Source organism: Nitrospirota bacterium, assembly GCA_015233895.1.
Classification (GTDB): domain Bacteria; phylum Nitrospirota; class Thermodesulfovibrionia; order Thermodesulfovibrionales; family Magnetobacteriaceae; genus Magnetomonas.
In genome coordinates, this window is record JADFXG010000002.1 from 151,823 (window position 1) to 174,023 (window position 22,201).

At 44.0% G+C, this 22,201-nt stretch carries 21 protein-coding genes; 3 read left to right on the forward strand and 18 right to left on the reverse strand.

Going from position 1 to position 22,201, the window contains the following annotated elements; translation table 11 throughout:
- Positions 1 to 2: 2 nt before the first annotated feature.
- The 18 genes from rplE to HQK88_02985 all read right to left on the reverse strand — a co-directional run bounded on the left by rplE (position 3) and on the right by HQK88_02985 (position 10,439).
- On the reverse strand, positions 3 to 545 hold the full coding sequence (gene rplE / locus HQK88_02900) for a 50S ribosomal protein L5 (GenBank protein MBF0615747.1): 543 nt from the start codon (positions 543 to 545) through the stop codon (positions 3 to 5).
- A 5-nt stretch (positions 546 to 550) separates the two neighbouring features.
- Positions 551 to 868, reverse strand: coding sequence for a 50S ribosomal protein L24 (locus HQK88_02905; protein MBF0615748.1), 318 nt, complete (start codon positions 866 to 868; stop codon positions 551 to 553).
- A gap of 14 nt (positions 869 to 882) precedes the next feature.
- Complete coding sequence (gene rplN, locus HQK88_02910) at positions 883 to 1,251, reverse strand: 50S ribosomal protein L14 (protein MBF0615749.1); 369 nt, start codon at positions 1,249 to 1,251, stop codon at positions 883 to 885.
- Positions 1,238 to 1,501, reverse strand: a complete 264-nt coding sequence (gene rpsQ / locus HQK88_02915) for a 30S ribosomal protein S17 (GenBank protein MBF0615750.1) — start codon at positions 1,499 to 1,501, stop codon at positions 1,238 to 1,240. The genes rplN and rpsQ overlap by 14 nt, the downstream gene beginning before the upstream one ends.
- The gene (gene rpmC, locus HQK88_02920; protein MBF0615751.1) at positions 1,494 to 1,655 is read right to left on the reverse strand and encodes a 50S ribosomal protein L29; all 162 of its coding nucleotides are present in this window, start codon (positions 1,653 to 1,655) and stop codon (positions 1,494 to 1,496) included. Before rpmC ends, rpsQ begins: the two co-directional genes overlap by 8 nt.
- 41 nt (positions 1,656 to 1,696) lie before the next feature.
- A complete protein-coding gene (gene rplP, locus HQK88_02925; protein ID MBF0615752.1) occupies positions 1,697 to 2,116 on the reverse strand; it encodes a 50S ribosomal protein L16 in 420 nt (139 codons plus the stop codon).
- 33 nt (positions 2,117 to 2,149) lie between these two features.
- Positions 2,150 to 2,794: a 30S ribosomal protein S3 gene (rpsC, locus tag HQK88_02930; protein MBF0615753.1), complete on the reverse strand. Its 645-nt coding sequence runs from the start codon at positions 2,792 to 2,794 to the stop codon at positions 2,150 to 2,152.
- A gap of 12 nt (positions 2,795 to 2,806) precedes the next feature.
- Complete coding sequence (gene rplV / locus HQK88_02935) at positions 2,807 to 3,136, reverse strand: 50S ribosomal protein L22 (protein MBF0615754.1); 330 nt, start codon at positions 3,134 to 3,136, stop codon at positions 2,807 to 2,809.
- Positions 3,137 to 3,141: 5 nt separating this feature from the next.
- Positions 3,142 to 3,447, reverse strand: coding sequence for a 30S ribosomal protein S19 (gene rpsS / locus HQK88_02940; GenBank protein ID MBF0615755.1), 306 nt, complete (start codon positions 3,445 to 3,447; stop codon positions 3,142 to 3,144).
- 12 nt (positions 3,448 to 3,459) lie between these two features.
- Positions 3,460 to 4,278 carry a 50S ribosomal protein L2 gene (gene rplB, locus HQK88_02945; protein ID MBF0615756.1) on the reverse strand — a complete coding sequence of 273 codons (819 nt, stop codon included), beginning with the start codon at positions 4,276 to 4,278 and terminating at the stop codon, positions 3,460 to 3,462.
- Positions 4,279 to 4,569 (reverse strand): 50S ribosomal protein L23, encoded by a 291-nt coding sequence (rplW, locus tag HQK88_02950; GenBank protein ID MBF0615757.1) that lies wholly within the window; start codon positions 4,567 to 4,569, stop codon positions 4,279 to 4,281.
- Positions 4,544 to 5,191, reverse strand: a complete 648-nt coding sequence (rplD, locus tag HQK88_02955) for a 50S ribosomal protein L4 (GenBank protein ID MBF0615758.1) — start codon at positions 5,189 to 5,191, stop codon at positions 4,544 to 4,546. The genes rplW and rplD overlap by 26 nt, the downstream gene beginning before the upstream one ends.
- 35 nt (positions 5,192 to 5,226) lie before the next feature.
- Entirely contained in the window at positions 5,227 to 5,844 is a 618-nt protein-coding gene (gene rplC, locus HQK88_02960) for a 50S ribosomal protein L3 (protein ID MBF0615759.1), read from the reverse strand.
- Positions 5,841 to 6,146 (reverse strand): 30S ribosomal protein S10, encoded by a 306-nt coding sequence (gene rpsJ, locus HQK88_02965; protein MBF0615760.1) that lies wholly within the window; start codon positions 6,144 to 6,146, stop codon positions 5,841 to 5,843. The genes rplC and rpsJ overlap by 4 nt, the downstream gene beginning before the upstream one ends.
- Positions 6,147 to 6,150: 4 nt before the next feature.
- Positions 6,151 to 7,350, reverse strand: a complete 1,200-nt coding sequence (gene tuf, locus HQK88_02970; protein ID MBF0615761.1) for an elongation factor Tu — start codon at positions 7,348 to 7,350, stop codon at positions 6,151 to 6,153.
- Between the two features lie 142 nt (positions 7,351 to 7,492).
- A complete protein-coding gene (gene fusA, locus HQK88_02975; protein MBF0615762.1) occupies positions 7,493 to 9,574 on the reverse strand; it encodes an elongation factor G in 2,082 nt (693 codons plus the stop codon).
- Between the two features lie 9 nt (positions 9,575 to 9,583).
- Entirely contained in the window at positions 9,584 to 10,054 is a 471-nt protein-coding gene (gene rpsG, locus HQK88_02980; GenBank protein ID MBF0615763.1) for a 30S ribosomal protein S7, read from the reverse strand.
- A 13-nt stretch (positions 10,055 to 10,067) separates the two neighbouring features.
- Positions 10,068 to 10,439, reverse strand: a complete 372-nt coding sequence (locus HQK88_02985) for a 30S ribosomal protein S12 (GenBank protein MBF0615764.1) — start codon at positions 10,437 to 10,439, stop codon at positions 10,068 to 10,070.
- A 409-nt stretch (positions 10,440 to 10,848) separates the two neighbouring features.
- Here HQK88_02985 and HQK88_02990 point away from each other — a divergent pair, with 409 nt between their 5' ends.
- From HQK88_02990 to HQK88_03000, 3 genes are all read left to right on the forward strand, one after another.
- A complete protein-coding gene (locus tag HQK88_02990; GenBank protein MBF0615765.1) occupies positions 10,849 to 11,364 on the forward strand; it encodes a DUF697 domain-containing protein in 516 nt (171 codons plus the stop codon).
- The gene (locus HQK88_02995; protein ID MBF0615766.1) at positions 11,351 to 17,359 is read left to right on the forward strand and encodes an SDR family NAD(P)-dependent oxidoreductase; all 6,009 of its coding nucleotides are present in this window, start codon (positions 11,351 to 11,353) and stop codon (positions 17,357 to 17,359) included. Before HQK88_02990 ends, HQK88_02995 begins: the two co-directional genes overlap by 14 nt.
- A gap of 206 nt (positions 17,360 to 17,565) precedes the next feature.
- Positions 17,566 to 22,152: an SDR family NAD(P)-dependent oxidoreductase gene (locus HQK88_03000; protein MBF0615767.1), complete on the forward strand. Its 4,587-nt coding sequence runs from the start codon at positions 17,566 to 17,568 to the stop codon at positions 22,150 to 22,152.
- Positions 22,153 to 22,201: the final 49 nt, after the last annotated feature.

A 22,201-nucleotide genomic window follows, 5' to 3' on the forward strand; every position in this document is an offset into this window, starting at 1 on the left:
CATTAATCCCTAAAGGGCATTCCAAACTCTTTGAGCAGTGCCTTGCACTCCTTGTCGTTTCTTGCCGTTGAACACATAACTATGTTTAGTCCGTGGACTGTGTTAACTTTATCGTAATCTATCTCGGGAAAGATAAACTGCTCTCTGACCCCTGTTGAGAAATTGCCTCGTCCGTCAAAAGACTTACCGGATATACCCTTAAAATCCCTGATTCTCGGTAACGAGAGCGTTATAAATCTGTCCAGAAACTCGTACATCATATCCCCGCGCAGCGTTACCATACAGCCTATTGGCATTCCTTTTCTTAACTTAAACCCTGCTATAGACTTCTTAGCTTTTGTCACAACCGACTTTTGTCCGGAAATCGCTTCAAGCTCTTTCTGGGCTGCATCGAGAAGTTTTATATCCTGTATAGCCTCGCCAAGTCCTACATTTAGCACCACCTTGGTAAGACGCGGTACCTGCATTATGTTTTTATATGAAAAGTCCTTCATCAACTTAGGTACTATTTCCTTTACGTATTTATCCCTCATCCGCACATCCATAACGTTTAATCCATAACCTCCTTGCATTTCTTGCAAACCCTGACCTTCTTACCACCCTCAAGCACTATAGTGCCCACTCTGGTTGGTTTGCTGCAACGGCTGCACAAGAGCATCACTTTTGATATATGCAGCGGGAACTCCTTCTCTATTATGCCACCTTGAGTATATTTCTTATTTGGCTTCATGTGTTTCTTTATTATATTGACATTTTCTATTAACACACTGTCTTTATCGGGCAGGCTCTTTATAACACGGCCTCTTTTCCCCTTTTCTTTGCCTGTTAACACAATAACTGTGTCTTCTTTTTTTATGCTAAGTCCCATATTATCTCACCACCTTACAATACCTCTGGCGCCAGTGATATTATTTTAGTAAATTCCTTCCACCTTAATTCCCTTGCCACAGGGCCAAATATACGTGTCCCTACAGGTTCAAGAGCCGCATTAATTAAAACCGCAGCATTTTGTTGAAACCTTATATATGTACCATCAGCCCGCCTTGTCTCTTTACGGGTTCTAACAACAACAGCTTTGGCGACTGAGCCCTTTTTAACGTTACTTAACGGTATCGCCTCCTTTACACTTACCACGATTATATCGCCTATACGGGCGTACCGCTTCTTATATCCGCCAAGCACTTTTATACATTGGACTTTTTTGGCTCCGGAATTATCCGCCACATCCAACACCGTCTCAACCTGTATCATCAGTGTGCTCCTTGTTTTCCTGTTTATTTACTACTACCCACCGTTTTGTCTTACTGATAGGTTTGCTCTCCACCACCGACACCGTATCGCCTACCTTACACATGTTCTTTTCGTCATGTGCTTTGACCTTTAACGTGTGTTTCATTGTCTTTTTATAGAGCGGATGCTGGTATAAGGACGTTATGGCAACTGTCACAGTCTTGTCCATCTTATCGCTAATCACATCTCCGGTATAAAGCTTCTTAGGCATTTCTTTTTCCCGCCTTAAGTTGTGTTTTTATAGTCAACACCCTTGCAATGTCCTTTCGTACGGCTTTACACCGCATTGGGTTTTGTATCTCGCCGGTTGCGCTTTGAAACCTGAGATTGAAAAGCTCCTTCCTCAGTTCCCGCTCTTTTACCATAAGCTCATCCTCAGTAAGGGATCTTAATTCTGCCACTTTTTTCAAATCACAGCCTCCTCTCGCCGTACAAATTTAGTAGATATAGGAAGCTTAAATGAGGCCAGTCGCATGGCTTCTTTTGCTATCTCCTCAGTTACACCGGATACTTCATAGAGCACCCTGCCGGGTTTTATCACAGCCACCCAGTACTCAAGATTACCCTTTCCTTTACCCATTCTTGTCTCAGCAGGCTTTTTAGTTATAGGCTTATCAGGAAAAATCCTTATCCATAGCTTACAGCCTCTCTTAGCATATCTGGTAATAGCCACTCTGGCAGATTCAATTTGTCTGCTGCTTATCCAGCCAGGTTCAAGAGCTTTAAGGCCAAATTCACCAAACGAGACCTCTGAGCCGCGCATGGCCTTACCATTCATATTACCCTTCATCATCTTTCTGTATTTTACCTTCTTAGGCATCAACATGTCGTGTACTCCTTACCTCTCATTATCCCCATCTCAGGCTGCGCCCTTTGTCTCCGGCAGCACATCACCTTTATAAATCCACACCTTTACGCCAATTATCCCATACGTTGTCTTTGCACGTGCTGTGCCATAGTCAATATCAGCCCTGAATGTATGAAGTGGCACACGCCCTTCTTTATACCACTCGGTACGTGCTATTTCTGCTCCTGAAAGACGTCCTGCACAGGCTATCTTTACTCCCAGAGCACCGAACCGAATAGAAGACAAAACTGATTTTTTCATAGCCCTGCGGTATGCCACACGCTTTTCAATCTGCATTCCTATATTTTCCGCTACCAATTGAGCGTCAAGTTCTGGTTTTCGAATTTCTTTTATATCAATGCTCACTTGCTTTGTAATAGATGACTCAATAGCTTTTTTGAGGTTTTCTACCTCAATACCCTTCTTTCCAATGATTATTCCGGGACGCGCCGTGTGTATTATGATCTTTATCTTCTGTCCGGCACGCTCAATTTCAACCTTACTTATACCTGAATGGTACAACTTTTCCTTTATATACTGCTGTAACTTTAAATCCTCATGCAATTGCTGGGCATAAGCACTCTTACTGTACCACTTAGAATCCCACGTCTTTATAATTCCTAGTCTGTTACCTATGGGATGTGTCTTCTGGCCCAAAAGCCACCTCCATCACTCTGATAGAACCACTGTTATGTGGCTCGTTTTTTTCTTGATTACATTAGCCCTGCCCATTGCCCGCGGCATAATGCGCCTCATCATAGGCCCCTCATCGACATACACACGCAGAAGCTTCATATTGTCAGGGTCTGCGACATCATGTTGCTCAGCATTTGCCATTGCCGATTTCAGCAGCTTTTTTATTAGCACTGCCCCTCTGTAGGGCATGTACTCTAACATCGTCATGGCCTCCTGAGCCCTCTTACCGGCTATCAGCCTTACAACTCGCCGCGCCTTCTGCGGCGTAATACGTGCATACCGTAATAGTGCTTTTGATTCCATAATATTTATTTACCTTTTACCGAAGTAGATTTTGCTGTTTTTGCAGATTTATCAGCACCAGAATGCCCCTTGAAAGTCCGCGTCGGGGAAAACTCACCAAGCTTATGACCTATCATATTTTCTGTCACATATACCGGTATAAACTTTTTACCATTATAAACTGCAAACGTATAACCGATAAACTCAGGCACTATGGTTGAGCGCCTTGACCATGTTTTAACAATCTTCTTCTCGCCGCTTTCTTGTAATTTCGTTATCTTAAACAGCAACTTTTCCTCTACAAACGGACCTTTTTTTACTGACCTGGGCATACGTGCTCCCTCTTATTTCCTTCTCCTGACAACAAACTTGTCAGTGCGTTTGTTTTTCCTTGTTTTAATCCCCTCAGGCGTACCCCATGGCGTACAAGGCGGCCTGCCGCCGGAACTCTTACCTTCGCCGCCACCAAGCGGATGATCTATCGGGTTCATGGCAACACCTCTTACTATAGGTCTCTTACCTTTCAACCTGTTCCGCCCTGCCTTACCAATGGATATGTTTTCGTGTTCAGCATTGCCAACCTGTCCTATAGTTGCCATACATTCCATAGGTACCAGCCTTACCTCACCGCTGGTTAACTTCACCTGGGCATACCCTTTATCTTTTGCCACTAACTGAGCCTGTCCTCCGGCACCTCTTATTAATTTGCCGCCCTGACCAGGCTTTAACTCCACATTGTGAATTACTGTGCCTATTGGAATATCTTTTAGTTTCAGAGCATTACCTGGCTTGATCTCTGCCTCGGCACCACTCATTACGTCATCGTTGACATTTAAACCCATAGGCAAAATTATATAGCGTCTTTCACCGTCTTTATACTTTAGCAGAGCTATTCTTGCTGTCCTGTTTGGATCATACTCAATGGTTTCTACCTTTGCAGCAATTCCTGTCTTATCCCTTTTAAAGTCAATTATTCTGTACTGTCTTTTTGTGCCTCCACCTCTGTGCCATGCCGTAACACGGCCTGTGTTGTTTCTACCGCCAGCTTTCTTCACCGGAGCAGTCAATGGCTTATAGGGCTTTTCTGCAGTTACATTATCAAAATCTGAAACAGTCTGAAAACGTCTGCCTGCCGATGTCGGTTTATATCTTCTTACTCCCATTTAAACACCTTCTATAAAGTCTAACTTTTCGCCTTTTCCAAGTGTAACTATGGCTTTCTTTATCGTCTGAGTCATACCTATAGACTTACCATACTTTTTCCACTTGCCAGGCTGTGTTATTGTTGACACTTTAACCACCTTGACCTTAAAAATCTCCTCAAATGCCCTCTTTATCTCTATCTTATTAGAAGACATATCAACCTCAATCAAAAGCTTACCGTTTAGCTCTTTAATAAAGGTACCCTTCTCCGTAAACATGGGCCTTTTAATTATCGTGTATGCGTCCTTCATCGTTTAACCCTTTTACTGAATTTAGTGCGTCTTTTGTTAATAACAAAAATTCATGGTTTATAATATCATAAGTATTGATGTCTTGTACCCTGACCACCTTAACGCCCACTATATTTCTTGAGGAAAGCACAAGTGTGTCGTCCTTTTCAGGCACCACTATCAGTACTTTTTTATCCACAAGACCTATATTTTTTAGTATCTCCAGGACCTCTTTAGTTTTTGGCTTTGCTATCTGAAAAGCATCTAGTATAAATATATTGCCAGTGCTGCTTTTTTCTGACAGAGCAAGCCTTACAGCAAGACGGCGCAGCTTCTTATTTACTTTGTAGGAATAATCCCTTGGCTGCGGGCCAAAAACTGTTCCGCCGCCTTTCCAAAGCGGTGACCTGATACTGCCATGTCTTGCCCGTCCGGTGTGTTTCTGCTTCCACGGCTTTTTTCCGCCGCCACTTACCATACCTCTGGTCTTTGTTGCATGGGTTCCCTGCCTTTGATTTGCCAGATAATTTTTCACAACGTCGTGTAAAATATCAGGTCTGGACTCAAGGCCAAAAACATCCTCAGGCAGTGCCATACTTTCCATTTTATTATTATTTTTATCTCTTATCTCAATCTCTAACATGTCTGCTTAGCCCTTGTCATCTTAAGTTGCAGGCTTTAAAAACCCTTCCTTATTTCCACTATATCGCCCTTTGCTCCGGGCACCGCACCCTTAACTATTAACACATTTTGCTCTGCCCTGACTCCTACTATAGTGAGATTTCTAACCGTAACTCTCTCTGAGCCCATGTGTCCAGGCATTCCCTTATTTTTCCAAACCCTTGAAGGAAACGAACTAGCACCAATTGAGCCCGGCGCTCTGTTAAACATCGAACCGTGGCCGCCAGGACCTCCGGCATAATTATGCCTCTTCATTACTCCCTGAAAGCCCTTTCCTTTTGACACTCCTGCTACCTTTACCACATCGCCTGCTGCAAATCTATCCACTGTTACAAAGTCACCTACTTTCAGTCCGTCTATTGGAAACTCTCTGATTACCCGTGTTGGCTTTAGACCTGACTTCTCAAAAATTCCCTTCATAGGCTTGTTAGCCTTCTTTGTCTCTATAAAGCCAACCTTCACAGAATCATACCCATCTCGTTCAACGGTCTTTATCTGGATGACACTACACGGACCTGCCTCTATTAAAGTTACAGGCACAACGTTCCCTGTCTCTGTAAATATCTGGGTCATTCCCAACTTTCTGCCTATTATACCGGTTCTTTCAGCGTTCATAGCTTTATCTCCACATCAACTCCGGCTGCTAACTCTAACTGCATAAGGGCATCCACTGTCTGCTGAGTTGGGTCATGAATATCAATCAGCCGTTTATGTGTCCTTATCTCAAACTGCTCTCTGGACTTCTTATCCACATGAGGCGACCTCAAAACAGTGAATTTCTGAATATGCGTTGGCAGCGGCACAGGCCCTGCTATTCTTGCGCCTGTTCTGTGCACAGTGTCAACAATTTCCTTTACAGACTGATCAAGCAGTCTGTGGTCAAATGCCCTTAGTTTTATTCTGATTTTTTCGTTCAAGTTCCTACTCCAAAACCTCTGTAACAACACCGGCACCAACTGTTCTGCCACCCTCACGAATTGCAAAACGCAGTTCCTTTTCCATTGCTATCGGCGCTATTAACTCCACTTTTATGCTTATGTTATCACCAGGCATTACCATCTCCACTCCCTCTGGCAGCTCACACACTCCTGTCACGTCTGTCGTCCTGAAGTAAAACTGCGGCCTGTATCCCTTAAAAAACGGCGTATGTCTGCCGCCCTCCTCCTTTGTCAACACATATGCCTCTGCCTTAAACTTAGTGTGCGGCGTTATGCTGCCAGGTTTCGCTAACACCTGGCCCCTTTCTACCTCATCTTTGCCCACTCCTCTTAAAAGCGCTCCTATGTTATCTCCGGCTCGCCCCTCATCAAGAAGTTTCCTAAACATCTCCACCCCGGTCACTACCGACTTTCTTGTGGCTGATATCCCCACTATCTCTACATCCTCACCCACTTTGACTATGCCACGCTCCACTCTGCCTGTTACTACCGTCCCTCTGCCGCTTATTGAAAATACATCCTCTATCGGCATCAAAAATGGCTTATCCAACGGCCTCTGTGGCTGTGGTACATACGCATCCACCGCATCCATCAGTTCCGCTATACACTTGTACTCGGGCGCTGACGGCTCTGTTGCCGTGCTCTCTATTGCCTTTAACGCACTGCCCTTTACTATCGGTATCTCATCCCCGGGAAACCCATACTTACTCAATAGCTCTCGTATCTCAAGCTCCACCAGCTCAATGAGCTCAGGGTCATCCACCATGTCTGTCTTATTCATAAACACCACTATACAGGGCACTCCCACCTGCCGTGCCAACAAGATGTGCTCCCTCGTCTGCGGCATAGGGCCATCAGCGGCACTCACCACTAGGATTGCCCCATCCATCTGTGCCGCCCCGGTTATCATGTTCTTTACATAGTCAGCATGCCCAGGACAGTCCACATGCGCATAGTGCCTGTTGTCCGTCTCGTACTCAACGTGCGCCGTTGCTATTGTTATACCTCTTGCCTTTTCCTCCGGTGCATTATCTATCTGATCGTAGGCTGTAAACTTCGCCTGCCCCTTCATTGCCAACACCTTGGTTATCGTCGCCGTCAGTGTTGTCTTACCGTGGTCAACGTGCCCTATCGTGCCAACATTGACGTGCGGCTTTGTCCTTTCAAACTTAGCCTTTGCCATCTCTTCTCTACCTCCTTAGTTTCGTGTCTTTTCACAGACAGCCGAATCTGAAGTTTATCTTAATATATTTTTAATAATTCGCTATATTACTGACGAAAGTAGGTATCTTAGCAGAGATTTTACCATTTGTCAAGTAAAATATTTAAAGCCCCTTAATTTTTTTTATTACCTCTTCAGCTACACTTTTAGGGAGCTCCTCGTATAACGCAAGCTGCATTGTATAGCTTGCCCTACCCTGACTATTTGACCTTAAATCAGTTGCATAACCAAACATCTCTGACAGAGGCACATGAGCCTCAATGACCTGAGTCTTACCTCTTTTATTTATCTGATGTATCTTTCCTCGCCGTGAATTGAGGTCTCCTATGACATCCCCCATGTAATCCTCAGGGGTCACTACCTCGACACTCATTATAGGCTCAAGAAGCACAGGTTTTGCCCTGGAAACAGCCTCCTTTAAAGCCATTGAGCCTGCAATTTTGAAGGCCATCTCTGATGAGTCCACCTCATGGTAGGATCCGTCATACAGAGTGGCTTTTACATCCACAAGGGGATATCCGGCCACAACACCAACATTGATGGCCTCCCTCATGCCTGCCTCTACTGCTGATATATATTCTCTCGGCACTGATCCGCCGATTATCTTATTTTCAAACTCAAACCCTTTACCTCTCTCAAGAGGTTCTATCCTTATCTTTACGTGGCCATACTGACCCCTGCCCCCGGTTTGCCTGATGTACTTACCCTCGGCATCGGCACTGTCCTTTATGGCTTCTCTGTATGCTACCTGTGGTTTTCCAACATTTGCGCCAACCTTAAACTCTCTGATCAGGCGGTCTGTGATTATCTCAAGATGTAGCTCGCCCATACCGGATATAAGAGTCTGTCCGGTTTCCTCGTTATATGACATCTTAAAAGATGGGTCTTCTTGTGTAAGTTTTCCCAGCGACTGAAACAGCTTATCCCTGTCGTCTTTAGTTTTAGGCTCTATCGCTACCGAGATAACAGGCTCCGGAAACTTCATAGACTCAAGTATGACCGGACTCTTCTCAAAGCAAAGAGTGTCGCCGGTAAGTGTATTTTTAAGCCCTACTATGGCCGCTATATCACCGGCACTTATCTCATCTATCTCTTCGCGCTTATTAGCGTGTATTCTTAATAGCCTGCTGATTCTTTCCTTTTTTGCCTTTGTGGAATTATACACGTAAGAACCACTTGCCAAAACTCCTGAGTAAACCCTTATAAAGGATAACTGCCCAACATATGGGTCAGTCATTATTTTAAAAGCAAGCGCAGCAAAAGGCTCATCATAAGAAGCCGTGCGGATGGCCTCGCTATTGTCATCGGGATTTATCCCTTTAATGGCTTCAACGTCAAGCGGCGATGGCAGGTACTTTATTATACCGTCAAGGAGCATCTGTACACCTTTGTTTTTAAATGCCGCTCCGCACAGTACAGGAGTTATCAGTCTGGCTGCCACACCTTTTCTTATTGCCTCATTTATCTCCGGCTCCGTTATCTCTTTCCCGTTTAAATATTTTTCCATTATTGCATCATCAAGCTCGGAAACAGACTCAAGGAGTTTTTCTCTGTACTTAAGGGCTAATTCCATTAACTCGGTTGGGATCTCATCCTCTACGTAGCTTGACCCCAGTGCCTCGTCATCAAAGTAATAGGCCTTCATTCTAACCAGATCAACCGGCCCTCTGAAGTTTTCCTCTGAGCCCATAGGAATCTGTAAAGGAACCGGATTTGCCCCCAACTTTTCCACCATAGAATCCACAGACATGTAAAAATCTGATCCCATTCTGTCCATCTTATTAAGAAACGCTATTCTTGGGACTTCATACCGCTCAGCCTGCCTCCACACTGTCTCTGTTTGAGGCTCCACCCCCGATACGGAGTCAAGCAGTATTACTGCCCCGTCAAGAACCCGAAGGGATCTTTCCACCTCTATGGTGAAATCCACATGCCCGGGTGTATCTATTATATTAATCTTGTTATCTTTCCAATAACAGGTAGTTGCCGCAGAGGTTATCGTTATTCCGCGTTCCTGCTCCTGAGGCATCCAGTCCATCACGGCAGTGCCGTCGTGAACTTCTCCTATTTTATAAGTAACTCCGGTGTAGTAGAGAATTCTCTCCGTAGTCGTTGTTTTACCTGCGTCAATATGAGCCATAATGCCGATATTGCGGGTTTTTTCAAGTGAAAATCGTTCAGACATTTATTTGTATTACCATCTGTAGTGAGCAAAGGCTTTATTAGCTTCTGCCATTTTATGAGTATCTTCTTTTTTCTTTATAGAACTTCCAACACTGTTGAAAGCATCAACAAGTTCGCCTGCAAGCCGGTCGGTCATCGTTTTTTCATTACGGCCTCGGGCATAATTAATTATCCACCTGAAGGCAAGAGCGAGCCTTCTCTGGGGCCTTATTTCTACAGGCACCTGATATGTCGCCCCACCAACCCTGCGGGGTTTTACTTCTATAAGAGGTTTAACATTCTCTATAGAGGTTTTAAACACCTTCAGAGGATCCTCGTTTGTTTTGGTTTTAATGACATCAAAAGCACCATAACAGATTCTCTCAGCTATCGCCTTCTTGCCATCCTCAACCAGTATGTTAATAAACTTTCCGACCAGCTTGCTATTATATAAGGGGTCGGGCAATATTTCTTTTTTCTCAGCTACTCTTCTTCTTGGCATTTCCTAATCCTCATTATTTAGGCTTTTTGGCTCCGTACTTAGAGCGCCCTCGTCTTCTGTCGGCAACACCGGTAGTATCAAGTGTTCCTCTTATTATATGGTACCGCACACCTGGAAGGTCCTTTACACGTCCTCCCCTAATCAACACAATCGAGTGCTCCTGCAGGTTGTGGCCAACCCCAGGTATATAGGCTGTTACTTCAAAGCCGTTTGTCAATCGCACTCTGGCAACTTTTCTCAATGCCGAGTTCGGTTTCTTGGGCGTAGTAGTATAAACTCTCACGCACACTCCCCTTCTCTGAGGACACTCCTCTAAAGCTGGACTCTTGGTCTTCTTTATGACCTGCTCTCTACCTTTCCTGACTAACTGCGATATAGTCGGCAATGTTCCTCCAAACTAATTTGTATTAGTATTTTTCACAAAGGTGAATTATAAAACAGAAGTTTTAACTTTGTCAAGTATAAATTTACTTTTTTTAGAACTTAATTTTTTGGTATCTCCCTAAACAAATTAATATCATAAAACCGTATCATGGAAAGATTATATATAATCTAATATTAGAAAGTAAAGCACTCAAAAAAAATAATTGAATGCAGTAAGCTCCGGAAATGAAACATTGAATTCCTTCTTTCGGAGTTAACACAATAAGCTTTTGCATTATTTATTGATATATAGTCACTGAAGATTTCTAAAAATTGACAAAATATATGTTATTTTAATAAAATCACTTGAGTGTGAAGTAAGGATTCACTATTATGTTAATCCTAAAATAAAGTATCAAGGAGGCATGGATATGGAAAACACTATTATTGAGGGTAAAAAAATTCTTACATTAGCAGAAGTTAACGCAAGGCTTGCTGAAACTGACAAGCTAATCAAAAATCATGCTCTGTACTCTATAGGCGTTGGTCTTATACCGATGCCTGTTGTGGATTTTGTTGCATTAAACGCCCTGCAATTAAATTTGATCCGTAAGCTGTCTAACCTGTATGATGTACCGTTTCTAAAAGAAAAAGGCAAAAAAATGATAGGCACTCTTATTGGCAGCGGTATTCCTGTAGTATTGTCCAGCACTGTGGCAAGTTTGCTTAAATTCATTCCAGTCATAGGTTACACTACCGCTTCACTCAGCATATCAATAGTAGGCGGAGCCTCCACATATGCTCTCGGTAAGGTTTTTGTGCAGCACTTTGAATCAGGCGGCACTTTTCTTGATTTTGACCCGATGGCAGTTAAGGAGTACTTCGCTAAGGAATTTAAAGAAGGCCAGGGTCTTTTAAGTGAATTGAGCGGGAGTGCCACTCGTTAAAATTATCCCCCTGTCAAAGCCCGGCTCAAACACATCGGTCAATGACGGCAGGATAGATGTCTCAGCTATTGTCAAGGACTGTATTGCAAGTGTCCTTGACAAAAAGGGGTTAAGCAGTTTTTCAGAGGACACTCCCTTTGTGGAAATAGGGGTTGATTCTTTGGGACTTACTGAGATAAGTTCAAAACTGGGGCAGCAATTAGGTGTGGATATTGATGAAACCGCTTTTTTCCAGTACTCTACACCGTCTGCTATGTCAGGTTATCTGAGTTCAAAGATTTCTCCTGACAATGTAAACGTGAGTGATTTGCATAATGACTCAGACACCTCAGCCTCTGCAGTAGATGGACAGTCAATAGCCGTCATAGGTGTGGCTTGCCGTTTTCCGGGTAATGTTAACACTGCGGAGGATTTCCTGGCACTCCTTAAAAACGGTGTTGATGCTGTTACGGATGTGCCAAAGAGCCGGTGGGACGCAGAGGCTTACTATGGCGCTGCCGCTCAAACCCCCGGAAAGATTATAAGCAAACGAGGCGGATTTATAGACGGCGTTGATATGTTTGATGCCGATTTTTTCAATATCTCTCCACGTGAGGCAGCACGCATGGACCCTCAGCAGCGGCTTTTACTTGAGACCACATGGGAGGCGCTTGAAGCTGCCGCCATAGTGCCGGAAACGCTTAAGGGAACACGCACAGGTGTGTTTGTAGGCGCATTTACCCACAACCTCAGACATTCCGGCACAGAGGATTTCGATATGTACTATGCTACCGGTAACTCGGTCTCTATGCTGGCCGGACGTATCTCATATGTGTTTGGCTTAAGAGGACCCGCTATGGCAATTGACACAGCGTGTTCCTCCTCTTTGGTTGCCGTGCATCTTGCTGCAAGAAGCATTATAGACGGAGAGAGTGACATGGGGTTAGCATTTGGAATCAACCTTATTCTCTCTCCCGAATTAAGCATCGCTTTTTCACAGGCGGGAATGCTTGCGCCCGATGGAAAGTGCAAAACGTTTGACGCATCGGCAGACGGCTATGTAAGAAGCGAGGGCTGTGCCGCTATAGTGCTAAAACCTCTGTCAAAGGCAATAGCGGATGGCAATCAGGTTTTAGCAGTAATCCGGGGCAGTGCTGTAAATCAGGACGGCGCAAGCAATGGTCTGACCGCTCCGGATGTCGGCGCTCAGGAGAGAGTCATAGCTGATGCACTTAGAAGAGCCGGCGTTGCACCACATGAAATATCGTATGTGGAAACTCATGGTACGGGTACCCCTCTTGGAGATCCAATTGAAATAAAAGCAATAGAAAACGTATATGGTAAAGACAGAGGAAACGACAACACTCTTGTGATAGGCTCGGTAAAGACAAATATTGGTCATGCTGAGGCAGCATCGGGAATAGCTGGACTCTTAAAAGTAGTACTATCATTAAAATATAGCTTCATACCGCAACACCTGCACTTTAGTGCTCCCAATCCAAACATTCATCTTGAAAAAATACCGGCTGTCATACCGGTAAAAAAATTTCCATGGGAAAGAACCGTTACAAAAAAACGGCTTGCCGGCGTCAGCTCTTTTGGTTTCAGCGGGACAAACGCTCACGTCATAGTTGAAGAGGCGCCTCTCCCTTTACCATCATCAGATGGAGCCAGACCTTTTAATTTGCTAACTATCTCTGCGAAAACCGTTACAGCTTTAAAAGAGACTGCTGACAGATATGTTTTATATATAAAGTCACACAATGAAATCCCTGTTGAGGATATCTGTTTCACTGCCAATACCGGACGAACCAAATTTGGAAAACGTACGGCAATTGTGGCAGACTCTGGCAAATCGTTGGCTGAAAAGCTAATATCTTTCAGAGACGGCGTACAAACAAGTGGGGTATTGACTGTAAGCAAGCAGATTGACAACCCCGCTGTTGCGTTTCTCTTTACAGGACAAGGTTCACAGTACAAAGAAATGGGACGGGCGCTTTATGAGTCGGAGACTGTGTTTAAGGATACTCTAAACACTTGCAGTGAAATATTATCTGAACGGCTAAAACCGACAATCGTTGAGCTCCTTTATAGCAAGGATGTGGACGGTGCGTTGCTTGATGAGACAATTTTTACGCAACCCGTAATTTTTGCCGTTGAGTATGCCCTGTGCGAGTTATGGAAATCGTGGGGGGTTAAACCGTCCTGCGTTATGGGACACAGTGTGGGAGAGTATGTGGCGGCATGTATAGCCGGAGTCTTTAGCCTTGAAGATGCCCTTAAGTTAATCAGTGTACGAGGCGCTCTGATGCAAAGAATTTCTGAGCCAGGAGCAATGGCTGCGGTTTTATCCGATGAAAAAACAGTACTACGGTTTATTGAAAAATACGCCGACAGTGTGTCTTTGGCTGCCTTAAACGGCCCCGATAACACAGTAATATCCGGCAAAAAGGAAACAGTTGACGCGCTTATCCGGACGTTTGAACAAAACTCCATACCAGTGCGCAGTTTAAAAGTCTCACATGCCTTTCACTCACCGCTTATGGAACCTATGCTTGAAGAGTTTCGCTCAGTTCTGCAAACCGTCAGTTTTTCTAAGCCTGAAATTAATATTATATCCAACGTAACCGGAGATTTTATAACCGATGAGCTCACATCTCCCGGCTACTGGATAAACCACGTGATGAAACCGGTTCGCTTTGCCGATGGGATGAAAAAAATTGCCGATGCCTCATACAAATTGTTTTTAGAGGTTGGCGCAAAACCAATACTTACCGGTATGGGAATGAGAGCTTTAAAAGGAAATGATTTTATTTGGTGTCCCACTCTTAAAGAAGGTAAACACGATCTTCAGGTGATGTTAGAAAGTCTTGGGACAATGTCTGTTTATGGCGTTTCCGTTGACTTTGACGGCTTTTATCGTAATGTTAAAAAGCAAAAAGTTATGCTCCCTACGTATCCGTTTCAAAGACGCCGGTATGAGCTAAATTATAGCTCAGTTATGCAAAAGAAGGATTTTTCAGATGATTCATGGAAACAATTACTATATAACGTAGTGTGGGAAAAGTCAGGCACCCGTAAGTTTTCACTTCACAATATTGACTTACCTGATACCGGTGCAAAAAAATACGGCACACTTGTTTCTGAGCTTGAAAAGCTAAGTCTTGAGTTTATAATTGACGCCCTCAGACAGCTTAACTGGACATTTCATGAAGGCGGGTTTGTCACAACAGATGAGATAGCAAATCGTCTTGGAATAACAGAGCGTCATAAGCGGCTTTTCAACCGCCTCCTTGAAATTCTTAAAGAGGAGGGTATCGTTGTTAGTAAAAATGATACATGGGCAAACAAAACAATTCCGGAAAATATCAATCCTTTGTCACATGCTAAAGTTATTGGTGAGACATACGGTGAGGCTGAAAACGAGCTTTCAATTCTAACCCTGTGTGGGAAAAATCTTTCTGATGTCTTAATTGGTAAAACCGACCCGCTGCATCTTCTTTTTCCCGATGCCGATACCACTAAGCTTACCGGACTCTATCAAAACTCACCAACATTTAGTCCGCTAAATACACTACTTGTGAATTTAATTCCAAAACTCATAACCTCCTCCGGTTCAGACATAAGCGTTCTTGAAATAGGTGCTGGCACAGGCGGCACTACAGCGCGGGTCCTTCCCGCCCTACCCTCTGATTTAGCTAAATACATGTTTACAGATGTAGGCGCTCTCTTTATAAACAAAGCACGGCAACGCTTCAGTACAAAATATCCGTTTATGCAGTATCGTGTGCTTGACATGGAAAAGCCGATAGAGCCACAGGGATTTACAGGAGAAAGATACAACATCATCATTGCTGCTAATGTTTTGCATGCTACAAAAAATTTACGCTTAACACTTGAGCGCCTAAAGACGTTGTTATCTCCTGGCGGTATCCTTATAGCCGTAGAAGGTGTGGCAAAAAGACGATGGATAGACTTGATTTTTGGCCTTATTGAGGGCTGGTGGAGGTTTGATGATTTTGATCTGCGTCCCTCATATCCTCTCATATCCAAAGAGCAGTGGGAGACCACCCTTGTTGAATGCGGATTTAAGGATGTGGCGACTTATGCGGTAGTTGACGATGAGGCAGATGAGCTGTTCCCTCAACGGCTTGTCGTAGCGGTTAATGATGTGAAAATTGTCAGCTTTGCCTCTGACCAGACAGTTATGATTCTTGGTGATTCAACAGGCACTGGCACTGAGCTTGCCACTGCACTAAACGATAAACACATTTCTACCATTACAGTAACCAGTGGTGACACATTTAAAAAGCACAACGGTAATCTATATACGGTTAATTATGAAGACGCAGATAATTTTAAAACTCTTCTACAAAATGTGAAATCCTCCGGCGTAACGTTAAAAAATATTGTTCACACGTGGAGTCTCGGCTTAAATCTTACAGAAGAGATGAACTTATTCGACATAAACCGCACAATTTCTAAAAGCTGCCTTAGCGCCCTTAATCTGTTAAAAGCCCTTGTGTCGGATGGTAGCAACAATTATCCGGCACTTATGTTTGTAACTGCCGGTGCACAAGCTGTTGATAACAATACACCTGTAATTTTACATCCGGCACAGGCGGCGCTGTGGGGACTTGTACGCACAATGGCCTCCGAGCACCCTGAGTTTCATCCTAAACTGACAGATCTTGAGCCGGGGAATCAATCCCGTTGGACTGATATTTTATTCAATGAGCTTATGGATGTTAGCAGTGAAAGCGCGGTTGCCTACCGTAACTCGGAGCGGTATTTGCCAAGACTTAAGGAGTCGCTTGAGCCTCTGTTAGAGCCTGTGAGTTTTGATGCCTCTGGCACATACCTTATCACAGGGGGTACAGGAGGCATTGGGCTAACACTTGCAAGGTGGATGTCTCAACAGGGAGCAGGTGAGATTATTCTTATCAGCCGCAGCGCTCCTAACCCTCAAATGCTTACTGAGCTTACTGCTAAAGGATACAAGATTAGACACGTCGTTGCCGACGTTTCAAAATCAGAAGAGCTTCGTGCACTGTTTGACAATATAGAACAGACAGGAGCAAGACTCAAGGGAGTTATTCATGCTGCCGGAGTCTTTGACGACAGGCTTTTAGTTGACCACAAATGGGAACTCTTTGAAAAAGTGTTTGCTCCAAAGATAACCGGAGCGTGGAACCTCCACTGTCTTACCAAAAATATGAATTTGGACTTTTTTGTTTTATTTTCATCAGTGACATCAATTATAAACACCACAGGGGTTGCTAACTATGCGGCTGCAAATGCTTTTATGGACAGCCTGGCTCACATGAGGCGCTCAATGGGGTTATGCGCTTTAAGTATCAACTGGGGCCCGTGGACAGATACCGGTATGGCCCATGCTGTTGGAGACCAGCGAAGCAGACAGTGGAGCGCTGACGGAATTGAAACCATCTCGCCTCATGATGCCTTAAACGTTCTTAAACATCATCTTAATTATAGCGGTGCGGGTTTATGTGCAGCAAAGATAGATTGGTCAAAATTTTCTAAAAAGTTTTCTAAAGTTGAAGTTAAAACTGAAACAGCAGTTGCAATTACTGAAAAGTTAAAATCCATAGAGCCCACTAAACGCAGGGAGTTGCTCGCAGACTATGTAACCCGAGTGGCAGCAGCAGTTTTGGGTTTTGACGACGCTACATCTATAGACACAGTGAAAGGTTTTTTCCAGATGGGTATGGATTCTCTTACCTCTGTTGAATTAAGAAACAGATTGCAGGCGGATTTCAACATTCCCCTTTCTACGACATTTACCTTTAAGTACCCAAACATAGGGGCAGTTACCGGGTATCTTATGGATGTGCTTTTTAAAGAAAATACTGAGAGAACCGTTAAAATTACTGAGACGGAAAAGTTGCCTGAGATTGGTTTACAATCAGAGGACATTGATGATGAGGACATAGATTCAATGATAGAACAAGAGCTTTCAGGGCTTGAAGATTTATTGAGGAAATCTGACCTATGATAGAAAACTGGATTCCTGCTTTCGCAGGAATGACAGAAAAGGAAAAGGAATGACAGAAAAGGAATTAAAAGAAAAGGAAAAGGTAGGAGCGAATAATTATTAGCCCCTACCTCTGTCATTCCCGCCTACGAGCGGGAATCCAGTCCTTTTTTTTCAATCTTAAATTTCTTATGAGGACAAATTGATAGTAGCCACTATAAGGATTTATGGAAGATAAAGCAAAAGAAACATCGTCAAAGAGAGTGCTTGATGCGCTTAAGGAGGCACGCTTACGGATAGGGAGTCTTGAAAGCGCTAAGAGAGAACCTATAGCCATAGTGGGTATGGGTTGCCGTTTCCCTGGAGGATGTAACAGTATTGACTCCTACTGGCAGTTTCTCAGAGACGGAGGAGACGGAATTGTTGAAATCCCATCCTACAAGTGGCCTCTTGATGAGCATTACAGCCCTGATCGTAACGCACCGGGGAAAATATACATTACTCGCGGAGGATTTCTAACCGGCATAGATCAGTTTGACGCAGCGTTTTTTAGAATATCACCAAGAGAAGCAGCAAGCCTTGATCCTCAGCAAAGGTTGCTTCTTGAAGTGGCATGGGAGGCGCTTGAAAACGCAGCGATTGCTCCCGATAGCCTATATGGAAGTAATACCGGAGTTTTTATAGGAATTGGACAGAATGATTATTCAAGGCGTGGGCTTACATCGGGCGACCTCAGCCAGATAACCACTTATGACGGCACCGGCAACCTTTTTTGTTTTGCCTCAGGGCGGCTATCATACGTTTTAGGGCTTCACGGCCCTGCTGTTTCATTAGACACGGCGTGTTCATCCTCCCTTGTGGCTATACATTTGGCCTGCACGGCTCTTAGACAAAAAGAATGCTCAACGGCTTTAGCCGGAGGAGTACATTTAGTGTTATCGCCTGAGATGACGATTTTTCTTTCCAGAGCTAATGTGCTCTCCCCCGATGGCTGCTGTAAGACCTTTGATGTAACAGCGGATGGGTTTTCACGCGGTGAGGGCTGCGGTATTATAGCGCTTAAGCGTCTGTCCGATGCCATATCTGATGGAGATAATGTGCTTGCTCTAATACGAGGGTCAGCCGTTAATCAGGACGGCCCTGGAAGCGGTCTTACCGTACCTAATGAGGCAGCACAAGAACGCGTAATACGAGCTGCCCTTCTTAACGCCGGTGTGGAGGCTTCTGAGGTCAGTTTCATAGAGGCACACGGCACAGGCACAGCCCTTGGCGACCCCATAGAGGTGGGCGCTCTGGGAGCAGTGTTTAAACCAGTAAAAAGTAAGGGAAATCCCCTTGTTATAGGCTCAGTAAAGACAAACTTTGGGCATTTAGAGGCAGCCGCAGGTGTAGCTGGGCTAATAAAAGTGGTGCTTTCAATGCAGCACAGTAAAATTCCGCCGCATCTGCATTTTAAAACTCCAAACCCACACATTGACTGGGCATCTTTACCAATAGAGGTGGCAGCAGGCGGACAAACTTGGAGCGGAAAAAAAATTGCCGGAGTCAGCTCCTTTGGCTTTAGCGGAACAAACGCTCACGTTGTGTTAGAGGAGGCTCCAACGCCTCAGAGAGTAGCGCCGGAACTAAAACGCCAGCTTCATATCCTGACCCTTTCAGCTAAAACCGACGATGCCCTAACTGATCTGACCATCCGATACAGAGAAATGTTGGCCACATCACCCAATATTGAAGTCTCTGATCTCTGTTATACGACAAACGTTGGACGCAGCCATTTTGCTAAACGCAGATTCGTAATAGGTGCAACGACTGAGGAGCTTCTAAAGGGTCTTTCTGAAACTAATGAATTCCAATTACCAATAGAGCCGAAAAATGCGGAGGAAAACGGCTTGCGGCAGGAACTGGAAACTCTTGGCAAACTTTATGTAAGCGGTAAAGACATTGACTGGAAAAACTTTAATGCTCCCTACGGCTACAGAAAGCTTACTACGCTGCCCACATACCCGTTTGAGCGTAAGAGCTACTGGTTAGATAAGCCAGAGATTTCTAAAGTAACAGATGTGACGTGGAAATCTCCCGGAGAGCGTATCAGGCTTCCCATGAGTAAAGAGGTGCGGTTTGAATCTGTTTTTACCCCCAAGTCTCCTTCCTATATTTCAGACCATCGTGTGTTTGGCAGACTCGTTGTAGCCGGAGCATCTCACCTTTCAATGGTGTTACAGGGTTTACAGGAGGCATTTGGCCTTAATTCATGTACTATTTATGACGTCTTTTTTAGCGCACCTCTTGTGATAGATGAAACACAATTACGACTTGTACAGTTAATAATAGAGCCGCATGAAAACGATGTTTTTCTTTTTAAACTTATAAGCCAAAGTGAAAAAGACGGCGACGACTCATGGATCACCCATGTAACCGGGAAGGCTGCCCCATTGCGCAACCCTGGTGAGCATTTGCCTGAGTTCAATATAAATGTTGAAGAGATTCGTACCAGATGCCAAAATGTAACAGATGGTGATAAGTTCTATGACAAGCTGTACAAGGCTGGTTTTGATTTGGGACAAAGTTTCAGGTGGAACAGTGAAATATGGTTTAATAAGGATGAGGTCTTATGCAGCATAGCCTCAAACATTAATTTGCGATATGAGCAATATCAACTGTATCCAGGCCTTATGGACAGCGCCTTTCAGCTGCTAAGTAATTTCTGGAATGTGGATTCAACAGAGCCAGGCGCCGTAAGTTATTTGTATGTTCCATTTAGAATATCCGATATATCGTTTTATGGCAAGCCAAACTCTGATGACAAATTACTGTGTTATGCGGCAGTTACCGGGAAAAACGATGACGAAAGCAGATTCCCTCCTACAAAACTCCTCATTCTGACAACATCAGGCACACCAATTGCTTTGGTAAACGGGTTTGAATTCCGCAAAGCTGACACGGCTGCACTTTTTAAGGCTAAGACAGAAAGCATTAATATACGCAACGAATGGCTTTATGAAATTAAATGGATAGAGGCTGAAGTAAAAACAGTTACTCAAAAACGGCTGTATGGAAAGCACTTTTTAATTTTTGCCGAAGACTCAGTTTTAGTTACCACGCTGTCTGATATGTTTAGAAAGTCGGGAGCATTAGTCACACATGTATCTTATATTGAAAAACCAGAGGACTATTCTGATCTAATTAAAACTATTGATAACATTACCGATGTTCTGTTTTTTGCAGGCATTGAGGAAACCCATATCTCAGACATTGAAGAGAGTCAGAACAAAGGTGCAATATCGTTAGCGTATCTTGTGTCGGAAGTGTTAAAAGCAAATCTGCCAAAAGTCCCGCACCTTTATGTGATTACAAGAGGTGCTCAGTTTATAAACGGAAAATTTCTTGAGACTTCTCTTGGCTACTCAACCATTTGGGGTATGCCACATGTGATTGACCTTGAGGCTCCGGCACTCAGAGCAAAATTTATTGATCTTGATCCGGTAATAAAGAATAACGAAATATCTGCCCTGTTTTATCACATTACCGATGACACGGCAGAGTCACAGGTGTCTTTTAGGGATGGAGTGCGGTATGCGGCAAGGATTTTAAATACTAAAGCAGTCAACGGCACTCTGCAGCTTGACGGTAATTCTACTTATATTATAACCGGCGGGCTGGGCGCTTTAGGGCTTGAGCTGTCAGCATGGCTTGCCAAAAAGGGAGCGCGTCATATAGCGCTTACAGGCAGACATGAAGCAGGTTCAGAGGCAAAAAATAAAATCTCACAACTTGAGACTCAGGGAGTTTCTGTGAATGTGATTTCAGCCGACGTATCTGTCACAGAAGACGTTGAACGGCTCTTTAGCACAATATCAGAGACAATGCCGCAGGTAAAGGGGATAATCCATGCCGCAGGAGTGTTGGATGACAGTGTGATATTAAACCTTAATGCCGAGAAATTCAGAAATGTCATGAAACCAAAAGTCTATGGCACATGGAATCTACACAGGAAAACATCTGATATGAATCTCGACTTTTTCGTATGTTTTTCATCGTTAGCCGCTATGACAGGCTCTAAGGGACAGGGTAATTACGCCGCAGCCAATGCCTTTATGGATGCGCTTATGCGGTATAGGAGAACTTTAGGGCTTCCCGGCCTTAGCGTCAACTGGGGAGCATGGGGCGACACGGGTATGGCTTCAAATCTTAGTGATACTGAAAAGATGCGTTTACGCCAAACAGGTGTTGGCACTATTTCAACTGAAGATGGTCTAAAACTGCTTGAAGACTTAATCACAGAGGGTGCAACAAATGCCGGAGTGTTCCCAGTGGACTGGAGCAAGTACGGAGCAGAAGTATATAGTGGGAAAATGCCACCATTTTTCGATTTTGTAAAGGTTAGCGATATAACAAAGTCCTCCGCAGATATTGTCGATTTTTCAGCTGATAATTTCAATAAGGTGTCGCAGGATGAGCAAATACAGCGGATTACGGATTATATAAGAGAACGGGTATCGGCGGTACTTGGTATGAAGCAGCCTCAGGATATAGGCTTGCGGGTACGTCTGTTTGATGCAGGCATTGATTCTCTTATGGCTATAGAGCTAAAGAATCGTCTTGAGTCAGGTTTTAAACTTTCGCTTCCTGCTACCCTCGTGTTTGATTACCCCACAGTTGAGGCCCTTACTGAGTATATCTGCCGAGAGCTTGGAATTTTAGAACAGACAGAGGCAGCGGATAGCGAATCGTCAAAAGACATCGAACTGGATTCATTACTTGATGATATAGATACAATGAGCGATGAGGAACTAATGAAGAGATTCAAAAAGTAATCGTTATATGTTACAATGGCAAAGAGCTTATTTGTTGAAAAATATTATT